The sequence below is a fragment of the Luteibacter sp. UNCMF331Sha3.1 genome (genome assembly GCF_900109915.1).
Lineage (GTDB): Bacteria > Pseudomonadota > Gammaproteobacteria > Xanthomonadales > Rhodanobacteraceae > Luteibacter.
In genome coordinates, this window is record NZ_FOBU01000002.1 from 614,543 (window position 1) to 631,242 (window position 16,700).

Genomic DNA, 16,700 nt, shown 5'->3' on the forward strand with positions numbered 1-16,700 from the left:
CAGGCTGGCTTCCACCCCTCCGGCGGGCCGGATTCCGCGTGCGCGACGAATTCAGCGCTGACCGTAAAAATCCCTGTACCACGCCGCGAACTTCCGCAGCCCCTCGTCGATCGACGTCGACGGCGCGTAATCCACATCCCGTCTCAGCGCCGACACGTCCGCCCACGTGTCGGGCACGTCGCCAGGCTGCATCGGGAGCAGGTTCTTCTCCGCGCTTCGACCGAGGTGCTTCTCGAGTGTCGCGATGAAGTCGAGCAGTTGCACGGGCTCGTCGTTGCCGATGTTGTACACGCGATAGGGCGCGGCCGACGTGCCCGGATTCGGCGACACGGGGTCGTACGCCGGATCGGGCGTCGCCGGATGATCGAGCGTGCGGACGACGCCCTCGACGATGTCGTCGATGTACGTGAAGTCGCGGCTGTGATTGCCGTGGTTGTACACGTCGATCGGCTCGCCCCGCAGGATGCGGCTGGCGAAGAGGAAGGGCGACATGTCCGGTCGGCCCCACGGCCCGTAGACCGTGAAGAAGCGCAGCCCCGTGGTCGGGATGCCGAAGAGATGGCTGTAGGTGTGCGCCATCAGCTCGTTCGACTTCTTCGTCGCGGCGTAGAGGCTCACCGGGTGATCGACGGCATCGTCCACGGCGAACGGCATCTTCCGGTTCGCGCCATAGACGGAGCTCGACGAGGCGTAGACCAGGTGCTCCACGCGATGCTGCCGGCAGGCCTCCAGGATGTTCACGAAGCCCACGAGGTTGCTCTGCACGTAGGCGTGCGGATGCGTCAGCGAGTAACGCACGCCGGCCTGAGCGGCGAGATGCACGACGCGATCGGGGGCGAAGTCGGCGAATGCCCGGTTCACCGCGGCCTGGTCGGCGAGGTCCTCGCGCCAATGGGTGTACGCCGGGTGGTCCGCGAAGCGGGCCAGACGCGCCTCTTTGAGCGACGGGTCGTAATAGTCGTTGTGGTTGTCGAAGCCCAGCACCGTGTCGCCGCGGGCGAGCAGGCGCTCGGTGAGGGCAGAGCCGACGAAGCCGGCGCTGCCGGTAACCAGAATGCGCATAGGGGAGGGGTCTGCGAGCGGAACGGACGCACAGTGTAACGGACCCCTTTATTGACACGCGGGCAGCCCTGATCTAATTTCCGACCGATAACCACGAACGAAGGTGGCCCGCGGCAACGCTGGCCGAGTGTGCGACATGCGGACTACGCGCTTCCCAACCTGAGCCCCCGCCACGTCTTCGTCATCTTCGAAGGGCGCACGGCGCCCTTTTTGTTTGTCCGGAACCCCCTTTCATGATCCAGATCACGCTACCCGACGGCAGCCAGCGCCCGTTCGAGCACCCCGTTTCCGTGCAGGACGTGGCCGCGTCCATCGGCGCCGGCCTCGCCAAGGCCACCCTCGCCGGCAAGGTCGACGGCAAGCTGGTGGATGCCAGCTTCACGATCGATCGCGACGCCGCGCTCGAGATCGTCACCGACAAGAGCCCCGAGGCGCTGGATATCCTTCGCCACTCGACGGCCCACCTGCTGGGCCAGGCCGTGCAGCGCCTCTTCCCCGGCGCGCAGGTCACGATCGGTCCGGTGGTCGAGAACGGCTTCTATTACGACTTCGCCTACGAGCGCCCGTTCACGCCCGACGATCTCGGTGCCATCCAGGCCGAGATGGAAAAGATCGTGGCGGAAGGCATTCCCGTCACGCGCTCGGTGAAGACGCGCGACGAGGCGATCCGCTTTTTCCGCGACATGGGCGAGGAGTACAAGGCGCAGATCATCGAGAGCATCCCCGCGAACGAGGAACTGTCGCTGTATACGCAGGGCGAGTTCACCGACCTGTGCCGCGGCCCCCATGTGGCCAACACGAACAAGCTGCGCGCGTTCCGGCTGATGAAGGTCGCGGGCGCCTACTGGCGCGGCGATTCCAACAACGAGATGCTGACGCGCATCTACGGCACGTCGTGGCTGAACGACAAGGACCTCAAGGCCTACCTGCACCAGCTGGAAGAAGCCGAAAAGCGCGATCACCGTCGCATCGGCAAGCAGCTCGACCTCTTCCACATGCAGGAAGAGGCCCCGGGCATGGTGTTCTGGCACCCGAAGGGCTGGTCGATCTGGCAGGCCGTCGAGCAGTACGTCCGTGGCGTGTACCGCAAGAGCGGCTACCAGGAAGTGCGCGGCCCGCAGATCATGGACGTCAGCCTGTGGAAGAAGTCCGGCCACTGGGACAACTATCAGGAAAACATGTTCTTCACCGAGTCGGAGAAGCGCACGTACGCCCTGAAGCCCATGAACTGCCCGGGCCACGTGCAGATCTTCAACACGAGCCTGCACAGCTACCGCGACCTTCCGGTCCGCTACGGCGAGTTCGGCGGCTGCCACCGCAACGAGCCCTCGGGCGCACTGCACGGCATCATGCGCGTGCGCGCCTTCACCCAGGACGACGGCCACATCTTCTGCACCCCGGCCCAGATCGAGGGCGAAGTCGCCGCGTTCCACGGCCAGGCCATGAAGGTGTACGAGGATTTCGGCTTCTCGGACATCGCGATGAAGATCGCCCTGCGTCCGGACAAGCGCATCGGTTCCGACGAGGTCTGGGACAAGGCCGAGCACGCCCTGCGGGCGGCCCTGTCGGCGGCGGGCGTCGAATGGGAGGAGCTGCCGGGCGAGGGCGCCTTCTACGGTCCGAAGATCGAGTACCACATGAAGGATTCCATCGGTCGCGCCTGGCAGGTGGGTACGATGCAGGTCGACTTCATGATGCCCGAGCGCCTGGGCGCCGAGTACGTGGACGAGAACAGCCAGCGCCAGCACCCGGTCATGCTGCACCGGGCGATCGTGGGGTCGATGGAGCGTTTCATCGGTATCCTGATCGAGCACCACGCCGGCTTGCTTCCGACCTGGCTCGCCCCCATTCAGGCGGTGGCGTTCAGCATTACGGACGCCCAGGCCGATTACGTGCAAGACGTCACGCAAGCCCTTGTAGGAAAAGGCTTCAGGGTGCAGGCCGATTTGCGCAACGAAAAAGTCGGATATAAAATCCGCGAGCATACGTTGCAGAAGGTCCCTTATCTGATCGTGGTCGGCGACCGCGAGAAGGAAACGGGTACCATTTCCGTACGTACCCGCGGCGGCGAAGACCTCGGCACCATGCCGGTGGCACAGTTCGTCGAACGTTTGGAAGCCGAGACCCGCCGCTAGGCCGCGGGTCCGGTATTGAGATCATTCTTCTGGAGGATAGCGGTATCGCTACGACCGATAACAAGGGCAATCGCAAGAACACCGACATCCGCGTTCCGCGGGTTCGCGTGCTGGGCGCCGAAGGCGAGCAGATGGGCATCATGGACACCCGTGACGCCATCCGGGCCGCCGAAGAGCTCGGCATGGATCTCGTGGAGATCCAGCCGAACGGCGATCCGCCGGTCTGCAAGATCATGGATTACGGCAAGTTCAAGTTCGAAGCCCAGAAGAAAGCCTCCGCTGCCAAGAAGAAGCAGAAGCAGGTCGAGATCAAGGAAGTGAAGTTCCGCCCCGTCACCGACGAGGGCGACTACCAAATCAAGCTGCGCAAGATGCGCGAGTTCCTCGAGGAAGGCGACAAGGTCAAGGTGACGATCCGCTTCCGCGGTCGCGAGATGTCCCATCAGGACCTCGGCCAGAACCTGGCCCGCCGGGTCCAGACGGATATCGGCGAAGACGGCGTGGTGGAGTCGTTCCCCCGCCTCGAAGGCCGCCAGATGGTCATGATGATCGGACCGAAGAAAAAGGTCTGATCCTCCGGAAAAGGCGCCGCGAGGCGCCTTTTTCCGTTTCCGGCGCCTACACACGGCCTTAATCTTCGTGTATCATCGCCGGCTCGGTCCGTATGGATGGGCCGAATCACCGTACCCGGCAGGATGGAAAGTGCAGGCCTTTCAGGGCTTTGCCGCCGGATCAGTCAGCAACCGAATACGGAGCATTCCGATGCCCAAGATCAAGACCAACCGGGCGGCAGCGAAGCGTTTTCGCAAGACCGCATCCGGCAAGTTCAAGGCCGGTCACGCCTTCAAGTCGCACATCCTGACGAAGAAGTCGACCAAGCGTAAGCGCGGCCTGCGCGCTCCCAACCACGTCAAAGCTTGCGACACCAAGGGTGTAGCTCGCATGTTGCCGTATCTCTGAGGGAGGGCTGAAAAATGGCTCGTGTTAAGCGCGGTGTTACCGCTCGTCGTCGTCACAAGAAGATCATCGGCCGTGCCAAGGGCTACTACAACGCCCGTCGCAAGGTTTTCCGCGTAGCCAACCAGGCCGTCATCAAGGCCGGTCAGTACGCGTACATCGGCCGCAAGCAGCGCAAGCGTCAGTTCCGCGCGCTGTGGATCGTCCGTATCAATGCCGCCGCCCGTCAGTTCGGTCTGTCGTACAGCCGCCTGATCAACGGTCTGGCCAAGGCCAACATCTCGGTCGACCGCAAGGTCCTCGCCGATCTGGCCGTGCACGACATCAAGGCGTTTGGCGCGATCGCAGAGAAGGCCAAGGCCCATCTGGCTGCGTAATCCGCTTTACCGCGCGCGGTAGTCTTATCGCGCGATGATGGATTGACGTGGGGAGAAGGCCTTGCCTTCTCCCCATTTCTTTTTCCGGCCCGGGAAAACTCAGGAAACCCGATGGAATCGATCGAGCATATCGACGCGTCCCTCCAGGACATCGCATCCGCCTCGTCGCTCGAGGCGCTGGACGCCGTGCGCGTGGCGCTGCTCGGCAAGAGCGGCGCGGTCACCGCGGCCCTCAAGGCCCTTGGCCAGCTGACCGGCGACGAGCGCAAGGCGCGCGGTGCCGAGGTCAACCGCGTCAAGGAGCGCCTGACCGACGCCATCGCCGCGCGCAAGCAGACGCTGGAGCAGGCCGAGCTTGACCGTCGCCTGGCCTCCGAGCGCATCGACGTGACCCTGCCGGGTCGCGACGGCGAATACGGTGGCATCCATCCGATCACCCGCGCGCTCGAGCGCATCGCCGACATCTTCGGTCGCCTGGGGTATCAGCGCGCCGACGGTCCCGAGATCGAGGACGACTGGCACAACTTCGAGGCGCTGAACTTCCCGCCGCACCATCCGGCGCGCGCGATGCACGACACCTTCTACTTCGGCGACGGCCGCCTGCTGCGCACGCATACGTCGCCGGTGCAGATCCGCTCGATGCAGGGCCGGCAGCCGCCGATCCGCATCATCGCGCCGGGCAAGGTCTATCGCAGCGATTCCGATCAGACGCACTCGCCGATGTTCCATCAGATCGAAGGCCTGCTGGTCGACGAAACCTCCAGCTTCGCCGATCTGAAGGGCACGCTAGCTGAGTTCGTGCGCGCGTTCTTCGAGCGCGATTTCGAGATGCGTTTCCGTCCCAGCTACTTTCCGTTCACCGAACCGTCCGCCGAAGTCGACATCCGCTGGGATGCCGAGGACGGCTCGACGCGCTGGCTCGAGGTGCTCGGCTGCGGCATGGTCCATCCGACCGTGCTGGCGAATTGCGGCATCGACCCGGAGCGCTACACGGGCTTCGCGTTCGGCCTCGGCGTGGAGCGCTTCGCCATGCTGCGTTACGGCGTCGGCGACCTGCGCGCGTTCTTCGAGAACGACCTGCGTTTCCTTCGCCAGTTCGCCTGATCCCACGTCAACGAGTCGCTCCCATGAAATTCTCCGAAAACTGGCTACGCGAACTGGTGACCATCGATGCGGACCGTCCGGCGCTGGTGCACGCGCTGACCATGTCCGGCCTCGAAGTGGAAGAGGTCACGCCGCTGGGCGCCGGCCTCGACGGCGTCGTGGTCGCGCAGATCGTCGAAGCCACGAAGCATCCCGAAGCCGACCGCCTGCAGGTCTGCAAGGTCGATACGGGGCAGGGCGAGCCGCTGCAGATTGTTTGCGGCGCCCCCAACGCCCGCGTCGGCATCCGCGTGCCGCTGGCCACCGTCGGCGCCACGCTGCCGGGCGGCATCGCCATCAAGGCGGCGAAGCTGCGTGGCGTCGAGTCGTTCGGCATGCTCTGCTCCGCGAAGGAGCTCGGCATCGACGCCGACGCCTCGGGCCTGCTCGAACTGCCGTCCGACGCGCCGGTCGGCGAGTCACTGGCGACCTACCTCGGCCTGCCCGACGCCACGATCGAACTGAAGGTCACGCCGAACCGTCCGGACGTGCTCGGCCTCTACGGCCTGGCGCACGACGTCGCGGCGCTGTTCGGCAGCCACGTCAAGCCGATCGGCGGCGGCGACGCGCCGGTCACGTCGACCGCCACGCGCGCCGTGAAGCTGGAAGCGGGCGCCGACGCGCCGCGCTACCTCGGCCGTGTCGTCGAAGGCGTCGACGCCACCGCGCGTTCGCCGCTGTGGCTCGCGGAGAAACTGCGCCGCGCGGGTATCCGCCCGATCAGCGCCATCGTCGACATCACGCAGTACGTGATGCTCGAGCTCGGGCATCCGCTCCATGCGTTCGATAACGATCGCCTCAGCGGCGCCGTGATCGCGCGCCACGCACGCGAGGGCGAAACCCTCACTCTGCTCGACGGTAGCGAAGCGAAGCTCGACCCGTCCTTCGTGGTCATCGCCGACGAAGCGAACGCGCTCGCCGTCGCCGGCGTCATGGGCGGACAGGCCTCGCGCGTCACCGACGAGACGCGCAACGTGTTCCTGGAAGCCGCGCATTTCACGCCGGCCGCCATCATGGGTCGCGCCCGCAAGCTCGGCCTGCACACCGACGCGTCGCACCGCTTCGAGCGTGGCGTGGATCCCGCGCTGCCGAAGCGCGCCATCGAGCGCGCCACGGAGCTGCTGCTGCGGATCGCGGGCGGCAAGGCCGGCCCGATCACCTTGGCCGAGCTGCCGGAATATCTGCGCGACCACGCGCCGGTCGTGCTGCGCCACGCCCGTCTGCGTCGCGTGCTGGGCATCGAGGTCGCCGCCAGCGAGGTGACGCGCATCTTCACCGCGCTCGGCATGGGAGTCGTCGAGATCGCCGACGGCTGGCGCATCACGCCGCCCAGCAGCCGCTTCGACATCGAGCGCGAGGAGGACCTCATCGAAGAGGTCGCCCGCATCCATGGCTACGAGCGCATCCCGACGCATATTCCCGCCGGCGAGATCGCGCTGCGCGCCGAGCCGGAGGCCCGTCTCGACGAGATGGCCCTGCGCGACCAGCTCGCCGCGCGCGGCTATTTCGAGGCCGTCACGCTCTCGTTCGTCAGCGCCGATCTGCTGAAGACCTGGAGCCTCGACCACGCGTGGGTGCCGCTGGCCAACCCGCTCTCGGCCGACCTGGCCGTCATGCGTACGTCGCTGCTGCCCGGTCTGATCGAGGCGCTTCGTCACAATCGTGCACGCCAGCAGGATCGTGTCCGGCTGTTCGAGGTCGCGCGCAGCTTCCATGCCACCGGTGGCGCGCCCGATGAAGTGGGCCGCGTCGCTCTTGTCGCCTCCGGCAGCGCCCGCGCCGAGCAGTGGGGCGAGGCATCGCGTGCCGTCGATTTCTTCGATGTGAAGGGCGACCTGGACGCGCTGATCGCGCACACGGGCGAACCGGCACGCTGGCGTGTCGACGCCAACGACCTGCCATCGTGGCTGCACCCGGGCCGCGGCGCGCGCGTGCTGCGCGACGGTCTGCCGGCCGGCTTCCTCGGTGCGCTGCACCCGGCGCTCGCCAAGGCCCTCGACCTCGGTCCCGACGTTCACGTGATGGAGCTGGCCCTCGAGCCGATCCTCGCGCGCCGGTTGCCGAGCGCGGGCAAGGTGCCGCGCTTCCCGGCCGTCCGCCGCGATATCGCGGTCGAGCTTCCCGAGGAGGTCTCCTGGGCGTCGGTCGAGGCCACGGTGCGTGAGGCCCTCGGCGACGTCCTGGTCGGCGTCCGCCTGTTCGACAGGTACGCGGGGAAGGGGATCGATGAAGGTCGAAAGAGTCTCGCTATGGGCTTGATTTTACAGGACGCTTCACGCACCCTTACCGACGACGATGCCGACGCTCGCGTCGCCGACGCGGTGGGGGCATTGGAGAAAACATGCAAGGCGAGATTGCGAGGATAAGATGGCGCTGACCAAGGCGGAAATGGCCGAGCGGCTTTTCCTCGACGTGGGCCTCAACAAGCGTGAGGCCAAGGAATTCGTGGACGCGTATTTCGAGGTCGTCCGCGAGGCTCTCGAGCGAGGCGAGCAGGTGAAGCTGTCGGGTTTCGGCAACTTCGACCTGCGGCAGAAGAATCAGCGGCCCGGTCGCAATCCCAAGACCGGCGAAGAAATTCCCATCTCGGCCCGGCGGGTTGTCACCTTCCGTCCTGGCCAGAAACTCAAGGTAAGAGTCGAGGGTTATGCTGGATCCAGGGAATAACACCGAGCTTCCGGTCATACCGGCGAAGCGCTACTTCACCATCGGTGAGGTCAGCGAGCTTTGCGGCGTCAAACCGCATGTCCTTCGCTACTGGGAGCAGGAGTTTCCCGCCCTCAAGCCCGTCAAGCGCCGCGGCAACCGCCGCTATTACCAGCGTCACGACGTGCTGATGATTCGCCAGATCCGTTCGCTGCTGTACGACGAGGGTTTCACCATCACGGGTGCGCGCGCCCGCCTCGAAGGCCCGCAGGCCCGGATGGAAGCCAGCATGTCGCACCAGATCGTGCGCCAGGTCCGGCTCGAGCTCGAAGAAGTCCTGACCCTCCTTCGTCGCTGATCGGCTTCCGCAGATCGCGGCGATGCTGTTACAATCGTTTGCTCGTCGGGGTGTAGCGCAGCCTGGTAGCGCACTACGCTGGGGGTGTAGTGGTCGCGAGTTCGAATCTCGCCACCCCGACCATTATTCTGAAAAGCGTCCTCCGGGACGCTTTTTTTATGCCCGGTGGGAGCCAGCCTGCTGGCGAAGGGTGCTCTCGGCAAGCACCCTTCGCCAGCAGGCTGGTTCCCACCCGACCTCAAGCGATGGGCCCTCTTGCCGATACCCTTGCAAAGCGCCAGGGGATCACGGTTTACATGACCATCGAAGACATCCTCCTCGAGGAGGACGCGGGCGTTTACAAGACCCTGCTGGAATCCACGCGCGCCATCCCGTGGAAGATCGACTGGGCCACGTTGCGGTTCGCCTATATCGGTCCGCAGATCGAGGAATTGCTCGGCTGGTCGCCGCAGTCGTGGCAGACGGTGCAGGACTGGGCCGACCGCATGCATCCCGACGACCGCGAGTGGGTCTTCAACTTCTGCGTGTCGCAGTCGCAGGCGGGCATCGACCACGAAGCCGACTACCGCGCGCTGCGCAAGGACGGCGAATTCGTCTGGATCCGCGACGTCGTGCACGTGGTGCGTAACCCGGACGGCACGCCGAACGCGCTGATCGGTTTCATGTTCGACATCAGCGAGCGCAAGCGCACCGAGGAGCGCCTGCTCGACATGCAGCGCGAACTTGAAGAGCTTTCGTTCAAGGACGGCCTCACGGGCGTCGCGAACCGTCGTCGTTTCGATCTCGTGATCGAGAACGAGTGGCGCCAGGCGCAGGCCGACCGCGAGTCCCTGTCGGTCGTCGTGCTCGATATCGACTACTTCAAGCAGTACAACGACCACTACGGTCACCTCGAAGGCGACGAGTGCCTGAAGCGCGTCGCCAGCGCGCTATCGGCGATCGTCCGCACGCCGCGCGATCTGCTGTGCCGCTTCGGCGGCGAAGAATTCGTGCTGCTGCTCCCGCAGACCGACGCCGCTACGGCGATGGCCCTCGCATGGCGCTGCCTCGACCTCATCGACAAGGCGATGATTCCTCATGCAGGCATCGGCGCAGGTAAGCGCCTGACGCTCAGCGCTGGCGTGCACTCCACGGTGCCGGACATGCAGGACGAAGTGCTGCCCTTCATCGCCGTGGCGGACCGTCGCCTCTACATGGCGAAGGAGCGCGGCCGCGCACGTGTGGTGGCCGAAGGCGGCATCGCTCCCTGAGCCGACTACATCGAAAGCGGCCTTCCTCCCGAAAGCCGGGTCATTGCGGGGAATCTCGCGGCAAGCACCCATCGCGGCCAAGGCCGCTCCCACAAAGTGCCTCGCCGGTCAGTACAAGACGCGCGCCCGAAGCGTGCCGTCGATCGCCGCCAGTTCGTTGCGCAGCGAGACCGCGTGCTCCTCGGTGGTGGTGACGTCGATCACCACGTAGCCGACCTGGGCCGAGGTCTGCAGGTACTGGCCATCGATGTTGACCGCCGCGCGCGAGAACACGTCGTTGACCCGCGAGAGCACGCCGGGGATGTTGCGGTGGATGTGCAGCAGACGGCGGCTGGTCGGGTGCCCCGGCAGCGAGACTTCGGGGAAGTTGATCGCCGACAGCGTGCTGCCGTTGTCACTGTAGCGCACCAGTTTCGACGCGACCTCGATGCCGATGTTCTCCTGCGCCTCCGCGGTGCTGCCGCCGACATGCGGCGTGAGGATCACGTTGTCCATGCCGACCAGCGGGGAGACGAACGGGTCGTCGTTGCCCTTGGGCTCGACGGGAAAGACGTCGATCGCCGCGCCCGCGAGATGTTTCGAACGCAGGGCGTCGGCCAGGGCGTCGATCTCGACCACGGTGCCGCGCGACGCGTTCACCAGCATGCTGCCGGGGCGCATGCGGGCGAGCTCGCCCGGGCCGATCATGTTCTTCGTCTGGGCCGTTTCCGGTACGTGCAGCGTCACGACGTCGGCGCGTTCCAGCAGGTCGTCGAGGCTGGCGGCGGCGCGGGCGTTGCCGAGCGACAGCTTCGGTTCCACGTCGTGGAAGATCACGCGCATGCCGAGCGATTCGGCGAGCACGCCGACCTGCGTGCCGATGTGTCCGTAGCCGACGATGCCGAGCACCTTGTCGCGGACCTCGAAGCTGCCCGCGGCCGATTTCGACCAGCCGCCGCGATGGCATTGCGCATTCTTCTCGGGGATGCGCCGCACCAGCATGATGGTCTCGGCGATCACCAGTTCGGCGACGCTGCGGGTGTTGGAGTAGGGCGCGTTGAAGACGGGCACGCCAAGCCGCTCGGCCTCGGCGGCATCGACCTGATTGGTCCCGATGCAGAAGCAGCCCACCGCGAGGAGACGCCGTGCCTCGGCGAGCACCTCGGCCGTCAGCTGCGTGCGCGACCGGATGCCGACGATGTGGGCATCGGCAATGCGCTCGATCAGGTCGTCGCCGGACAGCGACTTCTCGTGGAATTCGATCTGCGAGTAGCCGGCCTGTCGGAACGTATCCAGCGCGCTGCGGCTGACGCCCTCCAGCAGGAGCACCTTGATGTCTTCCTTCGGGTACGACGTACGCTTCATGATCCGGCCGGCCTGGGAGGGAGAGTTCACTATGCCAGAGTTGCTGCGCCGCGGTAGACGCTGGCATGCGCATGGGGCACGCTGGGGTCCCCTACATCGAGCCGTCCCATGACCGATCCGCGCCTGTCCGAGCTCGCCCGCCAGCTGCCCGCGCTGAAGCTGTCGACCGATCCGGGCGACCTCGAACACCACGGTCGCGACTGGACCCGCCGTTGGGCGCCGGCACCCCTGGCCATCGCGTGGCCATCGTCCATCGAGGACGTGCAGGGCGTGGTGCGCTGGGCGAACGCGCACGGCGTGGGCATCGTGCCATCGGGAGGCCGCACCGGGTTGTCCGGGGGTGCCGTCGCCGCCCATGGCGAACTCGTGGTGAGCCTCGATCGCATGAATCGCGTTCTCGCCTTCGATCCGATCGATCGCATCCTCACCGTGCAGCCGGGCATCGCACTCGAGGCCGTGCAGAACGCCGCCCAGGAGCAGGGCCTGCTGTACCCCGTGAGTTTCGCGGCGCGCGGCTCGTGCCAGATCGGGGGGAACATCGCCACCAACGCCGGCGGCATCCGGGTCATCCGCTACGGCAACACCCGCCAGTGGGTGGCCGGCCTCAAGGTCGTCACCGGCACGGGCGAACTGCTCGACCTCAATCGTGGCCTGATCAAGAATGCCTCGGGCTACGACCTGCGGCACCTCGTGATCGGCTCGGAAGGAACGCTGGGCATCGTCGTGGAGGCCACGCTCACGCTGACGTCGCCCCCGCCGGCATCGCAGGTGATGCTGCTCGCCGTGCCCGCGATGGATGCGCTGATGAAGGTCTTCGCGGAGGCGCGGCATCGCCTGCGTCTCGAGGCGTTCGAGTTCTTCACCGACCGTGCCCTCCACCACGTCCTCGCGCATGGCGCCCAGCGGCCGTTCGACGACACCCATCCCTTTTACGTGGTGACGGAGTTCGACGCCGCCGACGAGCAGGCCGAAGCCGATGCGCTGGCGTTCTTCGGGTTGTGCATGGACGAGGGATGGGTCGCGGATGGCGCGATCGCCGCCAACGAGGCGCAGGCCGCGGCGCTCTGGCGACTGCGCGAAGGCATCACCGAAAGCCTTGCCCCGCACAAGCCGTACAAGAACGACGTATCGGTGCGGATCTCCGCCGTCCCCGCCTTCATGGCCGAGATGGAGGCGTTGCTCGCCGAGGGATATCCCCACTTCGACGTGGTCTGGTTCGGCCACATCGGCGACGGCAATCTCCACATCAACGTGCTGAAGCCGACCGATCTGGACAATGCGACGTTCGTCGCGCAGTGCGAACACGTCACCGCGCTGCTCGTCGACACGCTGGCGCGCCACGGCGGCAGCATCTCCGCCGAGCACGGGATCGGGCTGGTCAAGAAGCCGTGGCTGGGCAGCGTCCGCAGCGATGCCGAAATCGCGCTGATGCGCGGTATCAAGGCGGTCTGGGATCCGCGGGGCATCATGAATCCGGGCAAGCTGCTGTAGCCTACGCGTTTTCCCCCGACGCACAGGACCGCCCCCATGGCCCAGGATTCCCCCGACCTCTATCCGCCGATCGAGCCGTTCAACAGCGGCATGCTCCAGGTCTCGCCGCTGCACACGCTCTATTTCGAAGAGAGTGGCAATCCGCAGGGCAAGCCGGTGGTGTTCCTGCATGGCGGCCCGGGCGGGGGCACGAATCCGCGCTGCCGTCGCTTCTTCGATCCGAAGAAGTACCGCATCGTCCTCTTCGACCAGCGTGGCTGCGGCAAGTCCACGCCGCACGCGGAACTCACCGACAACACCACGTGGGATCTCGTCGCCGACATCGAGCGCGTGCGCGAGCACCTCGGCATCGAGCGCTGGCAGGTCTTCGGCGGTTCGTGGGGTTCGACGCTCGCGCTTGCGTATGCCGAGACCCATCCCTCGCGCGTGACGGAGCTCGTGTTGCGAGGCATCTTCATGCTGCGGCGGACGGAGCTGGAATGGTTCTACCAGTCGGGTTGCGACCAGCTCTATCCCGATGCGTGGGAAACCTACCTCGCCGCGATCCCGCAGTCGGAGCACGGCGACCTGATCAGCGCCTACCATCGCCGGCTCACGAGCGCCGACCCCGCCGTCCGCGTCGCGGCGGCGCGCGCGTGGTCGGTGTGGGAGGCCGCGACGAGCTATCTGTACCAGGACGAAGGCCACATGGCCTCCAGCGGCGAAGACGAATTCGCGCTCGCGTTCGCGCGCATCGAATGCCATTACTTCGTCAACGCGGGCTTCTTCGAGGTCGACGGCCAGCTGCTGCGCGATGTCGATCGCATCCGCCACATCCCCACCGTGATCGTGCAGGGCCGTTACGACGTGGTGTGCCCCGCACGCAGCGCATGGGACCTGCACCGCGCCTTCCCGGAAGCCGAGCTGCGCATCGTGCAGGACGCCGGTCACTCGGCGTTCGAGCCGGGCATCACGCGCGAACTGGTACGGGCGACGGATCGCTTCGCGCGCTGACCGATGGGTGAGAGCCAGCCTGCTGGCGATGGGTGCTCGTCGCGAGCGCCATCGCCAGCAGGCTGGCTCCCACCGCGCTACGTCACAGCAGGATCGTCGGCAGCGACAGCAGGTCGACCACGAGTCCATCGTGATCTGACGAGCCGATCGCCTTCTTCACGCCCGTTTCCGTCGCCGAATCGTCCAGCGTCTGCACCGGAGCATCGAGGTTGCCGCGACCGTACTGCATCTGCAGGAACAGGCCGCGCGCCACGGTGTTGAGCAGCGCGTGGTCCAGCACCTGGTGCGTCGGCACCTGGCGCGGGCTCTGGCCCTGCACGTTGCCGAAGTTCTCGGTGAACAGGAACGAGTAGCGATCCTGCGCGGGCACCGATTCCACGGCGTTCCACAGCGACGGCCTGACCAGGTTCCTGCCGAGCTTCAGCAGGTTCTGGCTGTCGTCGTAACGGCCCGAGATCAGGCCGACCACGTCGGTGAAGCCATCGCTGAACTGGTACGCGTTGAAGTCGCCGACGACGAGCAGCGGCGCCAGCAGGTTCTTCCGGTCCGTCTGCAACGCCTGGACCTGCGTCGCGAGCGACTTCGCCTGGAGGAAGCGCTTCTCGCGGTCACGCTCGGCTGTGGGGCCGGTCTTGTCGACGTTCTGACGCGCCTTCGGATGCACCGCGATCACGTTCACGCGCATGCGGCCGATGACCGACGGCACGTCCGCCGTGAGCAACAGCGGCGGGTGATCGTGCACGAACGCGGTCGCGCCCTGGTCCTGCCAGGTTTCGTCGGCGCCGAGCTGACGCACGTCGAGCACGCGCACGCGGTCCGTGCGCACGAGGAAGCCGACGTTGATGCCGCTGGGATCGTGTCCCGGCTGCAGGAACGCCTCGTACTGCACCGGATAATCGTCGCCGAGCTGCTTCGCCAGACCCTGCAGCACCTGCAGGCTCTTCACCTCTTCGACGGAGAGGATGTCCGGCAGCCTCAGCACGCTGCCCACGTACGCGGACAGGCGCTGCGTCTTCAGCTTCACCTCGTCGGCGGTGGGTTCCTTGTCGCCGCCGCTGCAGGTGAACGTCGTGTTGAATTCCGTATCGCAGAAGCGTTCGGTATTCAGCGCGCCGACGCGTGTGGCGTAGAACGGACGGGCGTCGACCGGGCGGGGCAGCACGGCCGCCTTCCTGATGTCGATCTTCGTCGGAATGAAGGTATACGCACCGAACGCATAGGACATGACGCCCTCGGCACGGAATGTCGTGCCCGCGTTGTACGGCGTGTTGGCCGCGACCGCTCCGAAGTCCGCCGTGTTCATCTTGAACACCTGCGGGTTGCCCGACCAGTTCGGCAGGGTCACGCCGTCCGGCACCGGCACCGTATAGCGCACGCCCGGCTCGCGCAGCGACCGCTTGCCGTTGGCGGTGACGTACACCTCGGCGAAGGGCTCGTTGCTGAAGCGCAGGTTGCCGGTGGTGATCATGCCGTTGTCGATCGACACGCGCATGCCGACGTAGCACTGGAAGTTCGTCTCGCCGCAGGACAGCGCGTCCGGATCGGACGAGGGCACATCATTGCCGAAGACGATCGCCTTGGGCAGCTTTGCGCCGCGCATCGTGGTCGCGATCGTCGCGTTCTTCAGCTCGGGGAGGCTGAAGTAGTTGTCGACCGTCGCCTCGACGTCGACCTTATCGCCGGCCTTCACCGTCGGTGCGGTGCCGGTGAAGACATAGATGCCGTTCGACGTCAGGCGGTCCGCATCCGCGCGGTCGTCCGGCGTCTGCATCGTGAAGCCGGCCGGCCCCACCGCGGTGACGATGTTGCCGCGGGTGGCGACCCGCTTGCCGAGCAGGGGCGACACCTGGCCGCGACCCGTGACCTGCCAGATCTCCGCCGCGACGGGAATCTGGTTGAGGATCGCGCCGATCGCGGACGCCTTGGCGATGGCGACGCCGCCACCGGTGGCGTTCGTCAGGTTCACGCGGAACGCCTTGTCCGGCCCGGCGGCGGTCGCGCCGTGCACGGTGACGTCGACGTTCGCGCTGGTGCTGCCGGCGGGAATCGTTACGGTGGTGTCGACCGCGTCGTAGTCGCCCGCGGCGACCGTGGCGGTGTCGTCGGCGGTCGCCGCGTGCACGGTGACGTCGGTGTTGGCGGGCTCGCTCAGCGTGATGGCGAAGGGCACCTGCTGGTCTTCGCCATTGCGCACGGTGACGGTGGCATCGGCGATCGACAGACTGAGGCCGAGCGCGGCGCACGACGACGTGCTGGCGCGCGGTGCGGTTGGGGCCACCTTGACCCAGTCGGCCGAATTGTCGCCCGTCGACTGCGGCAGACCGGCGCCCGTCGTGCGGCGCGCGTAACCCTGGTCCGCGTTGGCGCTGCCGAGGGTGGCCAGCGGCGTGCCGAGCTTATAGGCGGAGCCGGCGCTCAGGCCGACCTGGTCGATGGCCGTGCCGGAGGCGTCAAGCAGGGCCATGCCGCCATCGTCGGTGACGCCGGTGTTGTACTTGACGTCCGGAACGACGCTGCCCGAATAGCCGGAGGTGGCGCCGTTCGCCAGCAGCAGGAAGCAGCCCGGCGCGATCGTGGTGCCCGCCGGCAGCGTCGCACGCGTGCCGGTCGTGCCCGACGCGTTGGAGGCGTTGAGCTTGTAGCCGGAGACGTCCAGCGGGGCGGTGCCGGTGTTCTGCAGCTCGACGAACTCGTCGTTGCCGCCGGCGGGACCGCGGACGCGGAACTGCGTGATGGAAAGGTCGGCCGCCTGCAGCGGAAGGACGGCGGTAAGTCCAGCCAGCGCTGCCCAGAGGGCGCGCCGTGTCGTGGTCGAACGCATTCGATGATCCCCTTCGAGTCGTTGAGTGTGTGCGACCCGAAGTACCGCGCTCCCAGCGCGATCTTCCCCCTGCGGGCCCACTCGCGGAGTGTGCCCCAGGGATATGACAGCGGGATGTGACAG

At 66.5% G+C, this 16,700-nt stretch carries 14 protein-coding genes and 1 tRNA gene; 12 read left to right on the forward strand and 3 right to left on the reverse strand.

The window, feature by feature from the left end:
- Positions 1 to 51 precede the first annotated feature (51 nt).
- Entirely contained in the window at positions 52 to 1,062 is a 1,011-nt protein-coding gene (locus BMX32_RS11065) for an NAD-dependent epimerase (RefSeq protein ID WP_089978779.1), read from the reverse strand.
- 233 nt (positions 1,063 to 1,295) lie between these two features.
- On the opposite strand from BMX32_RS11065, the gene thrS reads away from it, so the two are divergent.
- From thrS to BMX32_RS11115, 10 genes are all read left to right on the forward strand, one after another.
- Positions 1,296 to 3,197 (forward strand): threonine--tRNA ligase, encoded by a 1,902-nt coding sequence (gene thrS, locus BMX32_RS11070; protein WP_089978783.1) that lies wholly within the window; start codon positions 1,296 to 1,298, stop codon positions 3,195 to 3,197.
- A 44-nt stretch (positions 3,198 to 3,241) separates the two neighbouring features.
- On the forward strand, positions 3,242 to 3,769 hold the full coding sequence (gene infC, locus BMX32_RS11075) for a translation initiation factor IF-3 (protein ID WP_280140853.1): 528 nt from the start codon (positions 3,242 to 3,244) through the stop codon (positions 3,767 to 3,769).
- Between the two features lie 190 nt (positions 3,770 to 3,959).
- Positions 3,960 to 4,157, forward strand: a complete 198-nt coding sequence (gene rpmI, locus BMX32_RS11080) for a 50S ribosomal protein L35 (protein WP_036114929.1) — start codon at positions 3,960 to 3,962, stop codon at positions 4,155 to 4,157.
- A 14-nt stretch (positions 4,158 to 4,171) separates the two neighbouring features.
- Entirely contained in the window at positions 4,172 to 4,531 is a 360-nt protein-coding gene (gene rplT, locus BMX32_RS11085) for a 50S ribosomal protein L20 (RefSeq protein WP_089978792.1), read from the forward strand.
- A gap of 111 nt (positions 4,532 to 4,642) precedes the next feature.
- Entirely contained in the window at positions 4,643 to 5,635 is a 993-nt protein-coding gene (gene pheS, locus BMX32_RS11090) for a phenylalanine--tRNA ligase subunit alpha (protein WP_089978797.1), read from the forward strand.
- A 23-nt stretch (positions 5,636 to 5,658) separates the two neighbouring features.
- Complete coding sequence (pheT, locus tag BMX32_RS11095) at positions 5,659 to 8,040, forward strand: phenylalanine--tRNA ligase subunit beta (protein ID WP_089978800.1); 2,382 nt, start codon at positions 5,659 to 5,661, stop codon at positions 8,038 to 8,040.
- A gap of 1 nt (position 8,041) precedes the next feature.
- Positions 8,042 to 8,341, forward strand: a complete 300-nt coding sequence (ihfA, locus tag BMX32_RS11100; protein WP_036114917.1) for an integration host factor subunit alpha — start codon at positions 8,042 to 8,044, stop codon at positions 8,339 to 8,341.
- Positions 8,322 to 8,678, forward strand: coding sequence for a MerR family transcriptional regulator (locus BMX32_RS11105; protein ID WP_089978805.1), 357 nt, complete (start codon positions 8,322 to 8,324; stop codon positions 8,676 to 8,678). Before ihfA ends, BMX32_RS11105 begins: the two co-directional genes overlap by 20 nt.
- Before the next feature lie 46 nt (positions 8,679 to 8,724).
- Positions 8,725 to 8,801 (forward strand) — tRNA-Pro (locus BMX32_RS11110).
- A gap of 173 nt (positions 8,802 to 8,974) precedes the next feature.
- Complete coding sequence (locus BMX32_RS11115; protein WP_089978810.1) at positions 8,975 to 9,928, forward strand: GGDEF domain-containing protein; 954 nt, start codon at positions 8,975 to 8,977, stop codon at positions 9,926 to 9,928.
- 108 nt (positions 9,929 to 10,036) lie between these two features.
- On the opposite strand, the gene serA is transcribed toward BMX32_RS11115, so the two are convergent.
- The gene (gene serA, locus BMX32_RS11120) at positions 10,037 to 11,272 is read right to left on the reverse strand and encodes a phosphoglycerate dehydrogenase (RefSeq protein ID WP_089978814.1); all 1,236 of its coding nucleotides are present in this window, start codon (positions 11,270 to 11,272) and stop codon (positions 10,037 to 10,039) included.
- A gap of 108 nt (positions 11,273 to 11,380) precedes the next feature.
- Between serA and BMX32_RS11125 the strand changes: the two genes are divergently transcribed.
- A complete protein-coding gene (locus tag BMX32_RS11125; RefSeq protein ID WP_089978820.1) occupies positions 11,381 to 12,763 on the forward strand; it encodes an FAD-binding oxidoreductase in 1,383 nt (460 codons plus the stop codon).
- A 36-nt stretch (positions 12,764 to 12,799) separates the two neighbouring features.
- Positions 12,800 to 13,756 carry a prolyl aminopeptidase gene (pip, locus tag BMX32_RS11130; RefSeq protein WP_089978824.1) on the forward strand — a complete coding sequence of 319 codons (957 nt, stop codon included), beginning with the start codon at positions 12,800 to 12,802 and terminating at the stop codon, positions 13,754 to 13,756.
- A gap of 82 nt (positions 13,757 to 13,838) precedes the next feature.
- Here pip and BMX32_RS11135 read toward each other — a convergent pair whose 3' ends face one another.
- The gene (locus tag BMX32_RS11135; RefSeq protein ID WP_089978827.1) at positions 13,839 to 16,577 is read right to left on the reverse strand and encodes a lamin tail domain-containing protein; all 2,739 of its coding nucleotides are present in this window, start codon (positions 16,575 to 16,577) and stop codon (positions 13,839 to 13,841) included.
- Positions 16,578 to 16,700: the final 123 nt, after the last annotated feature.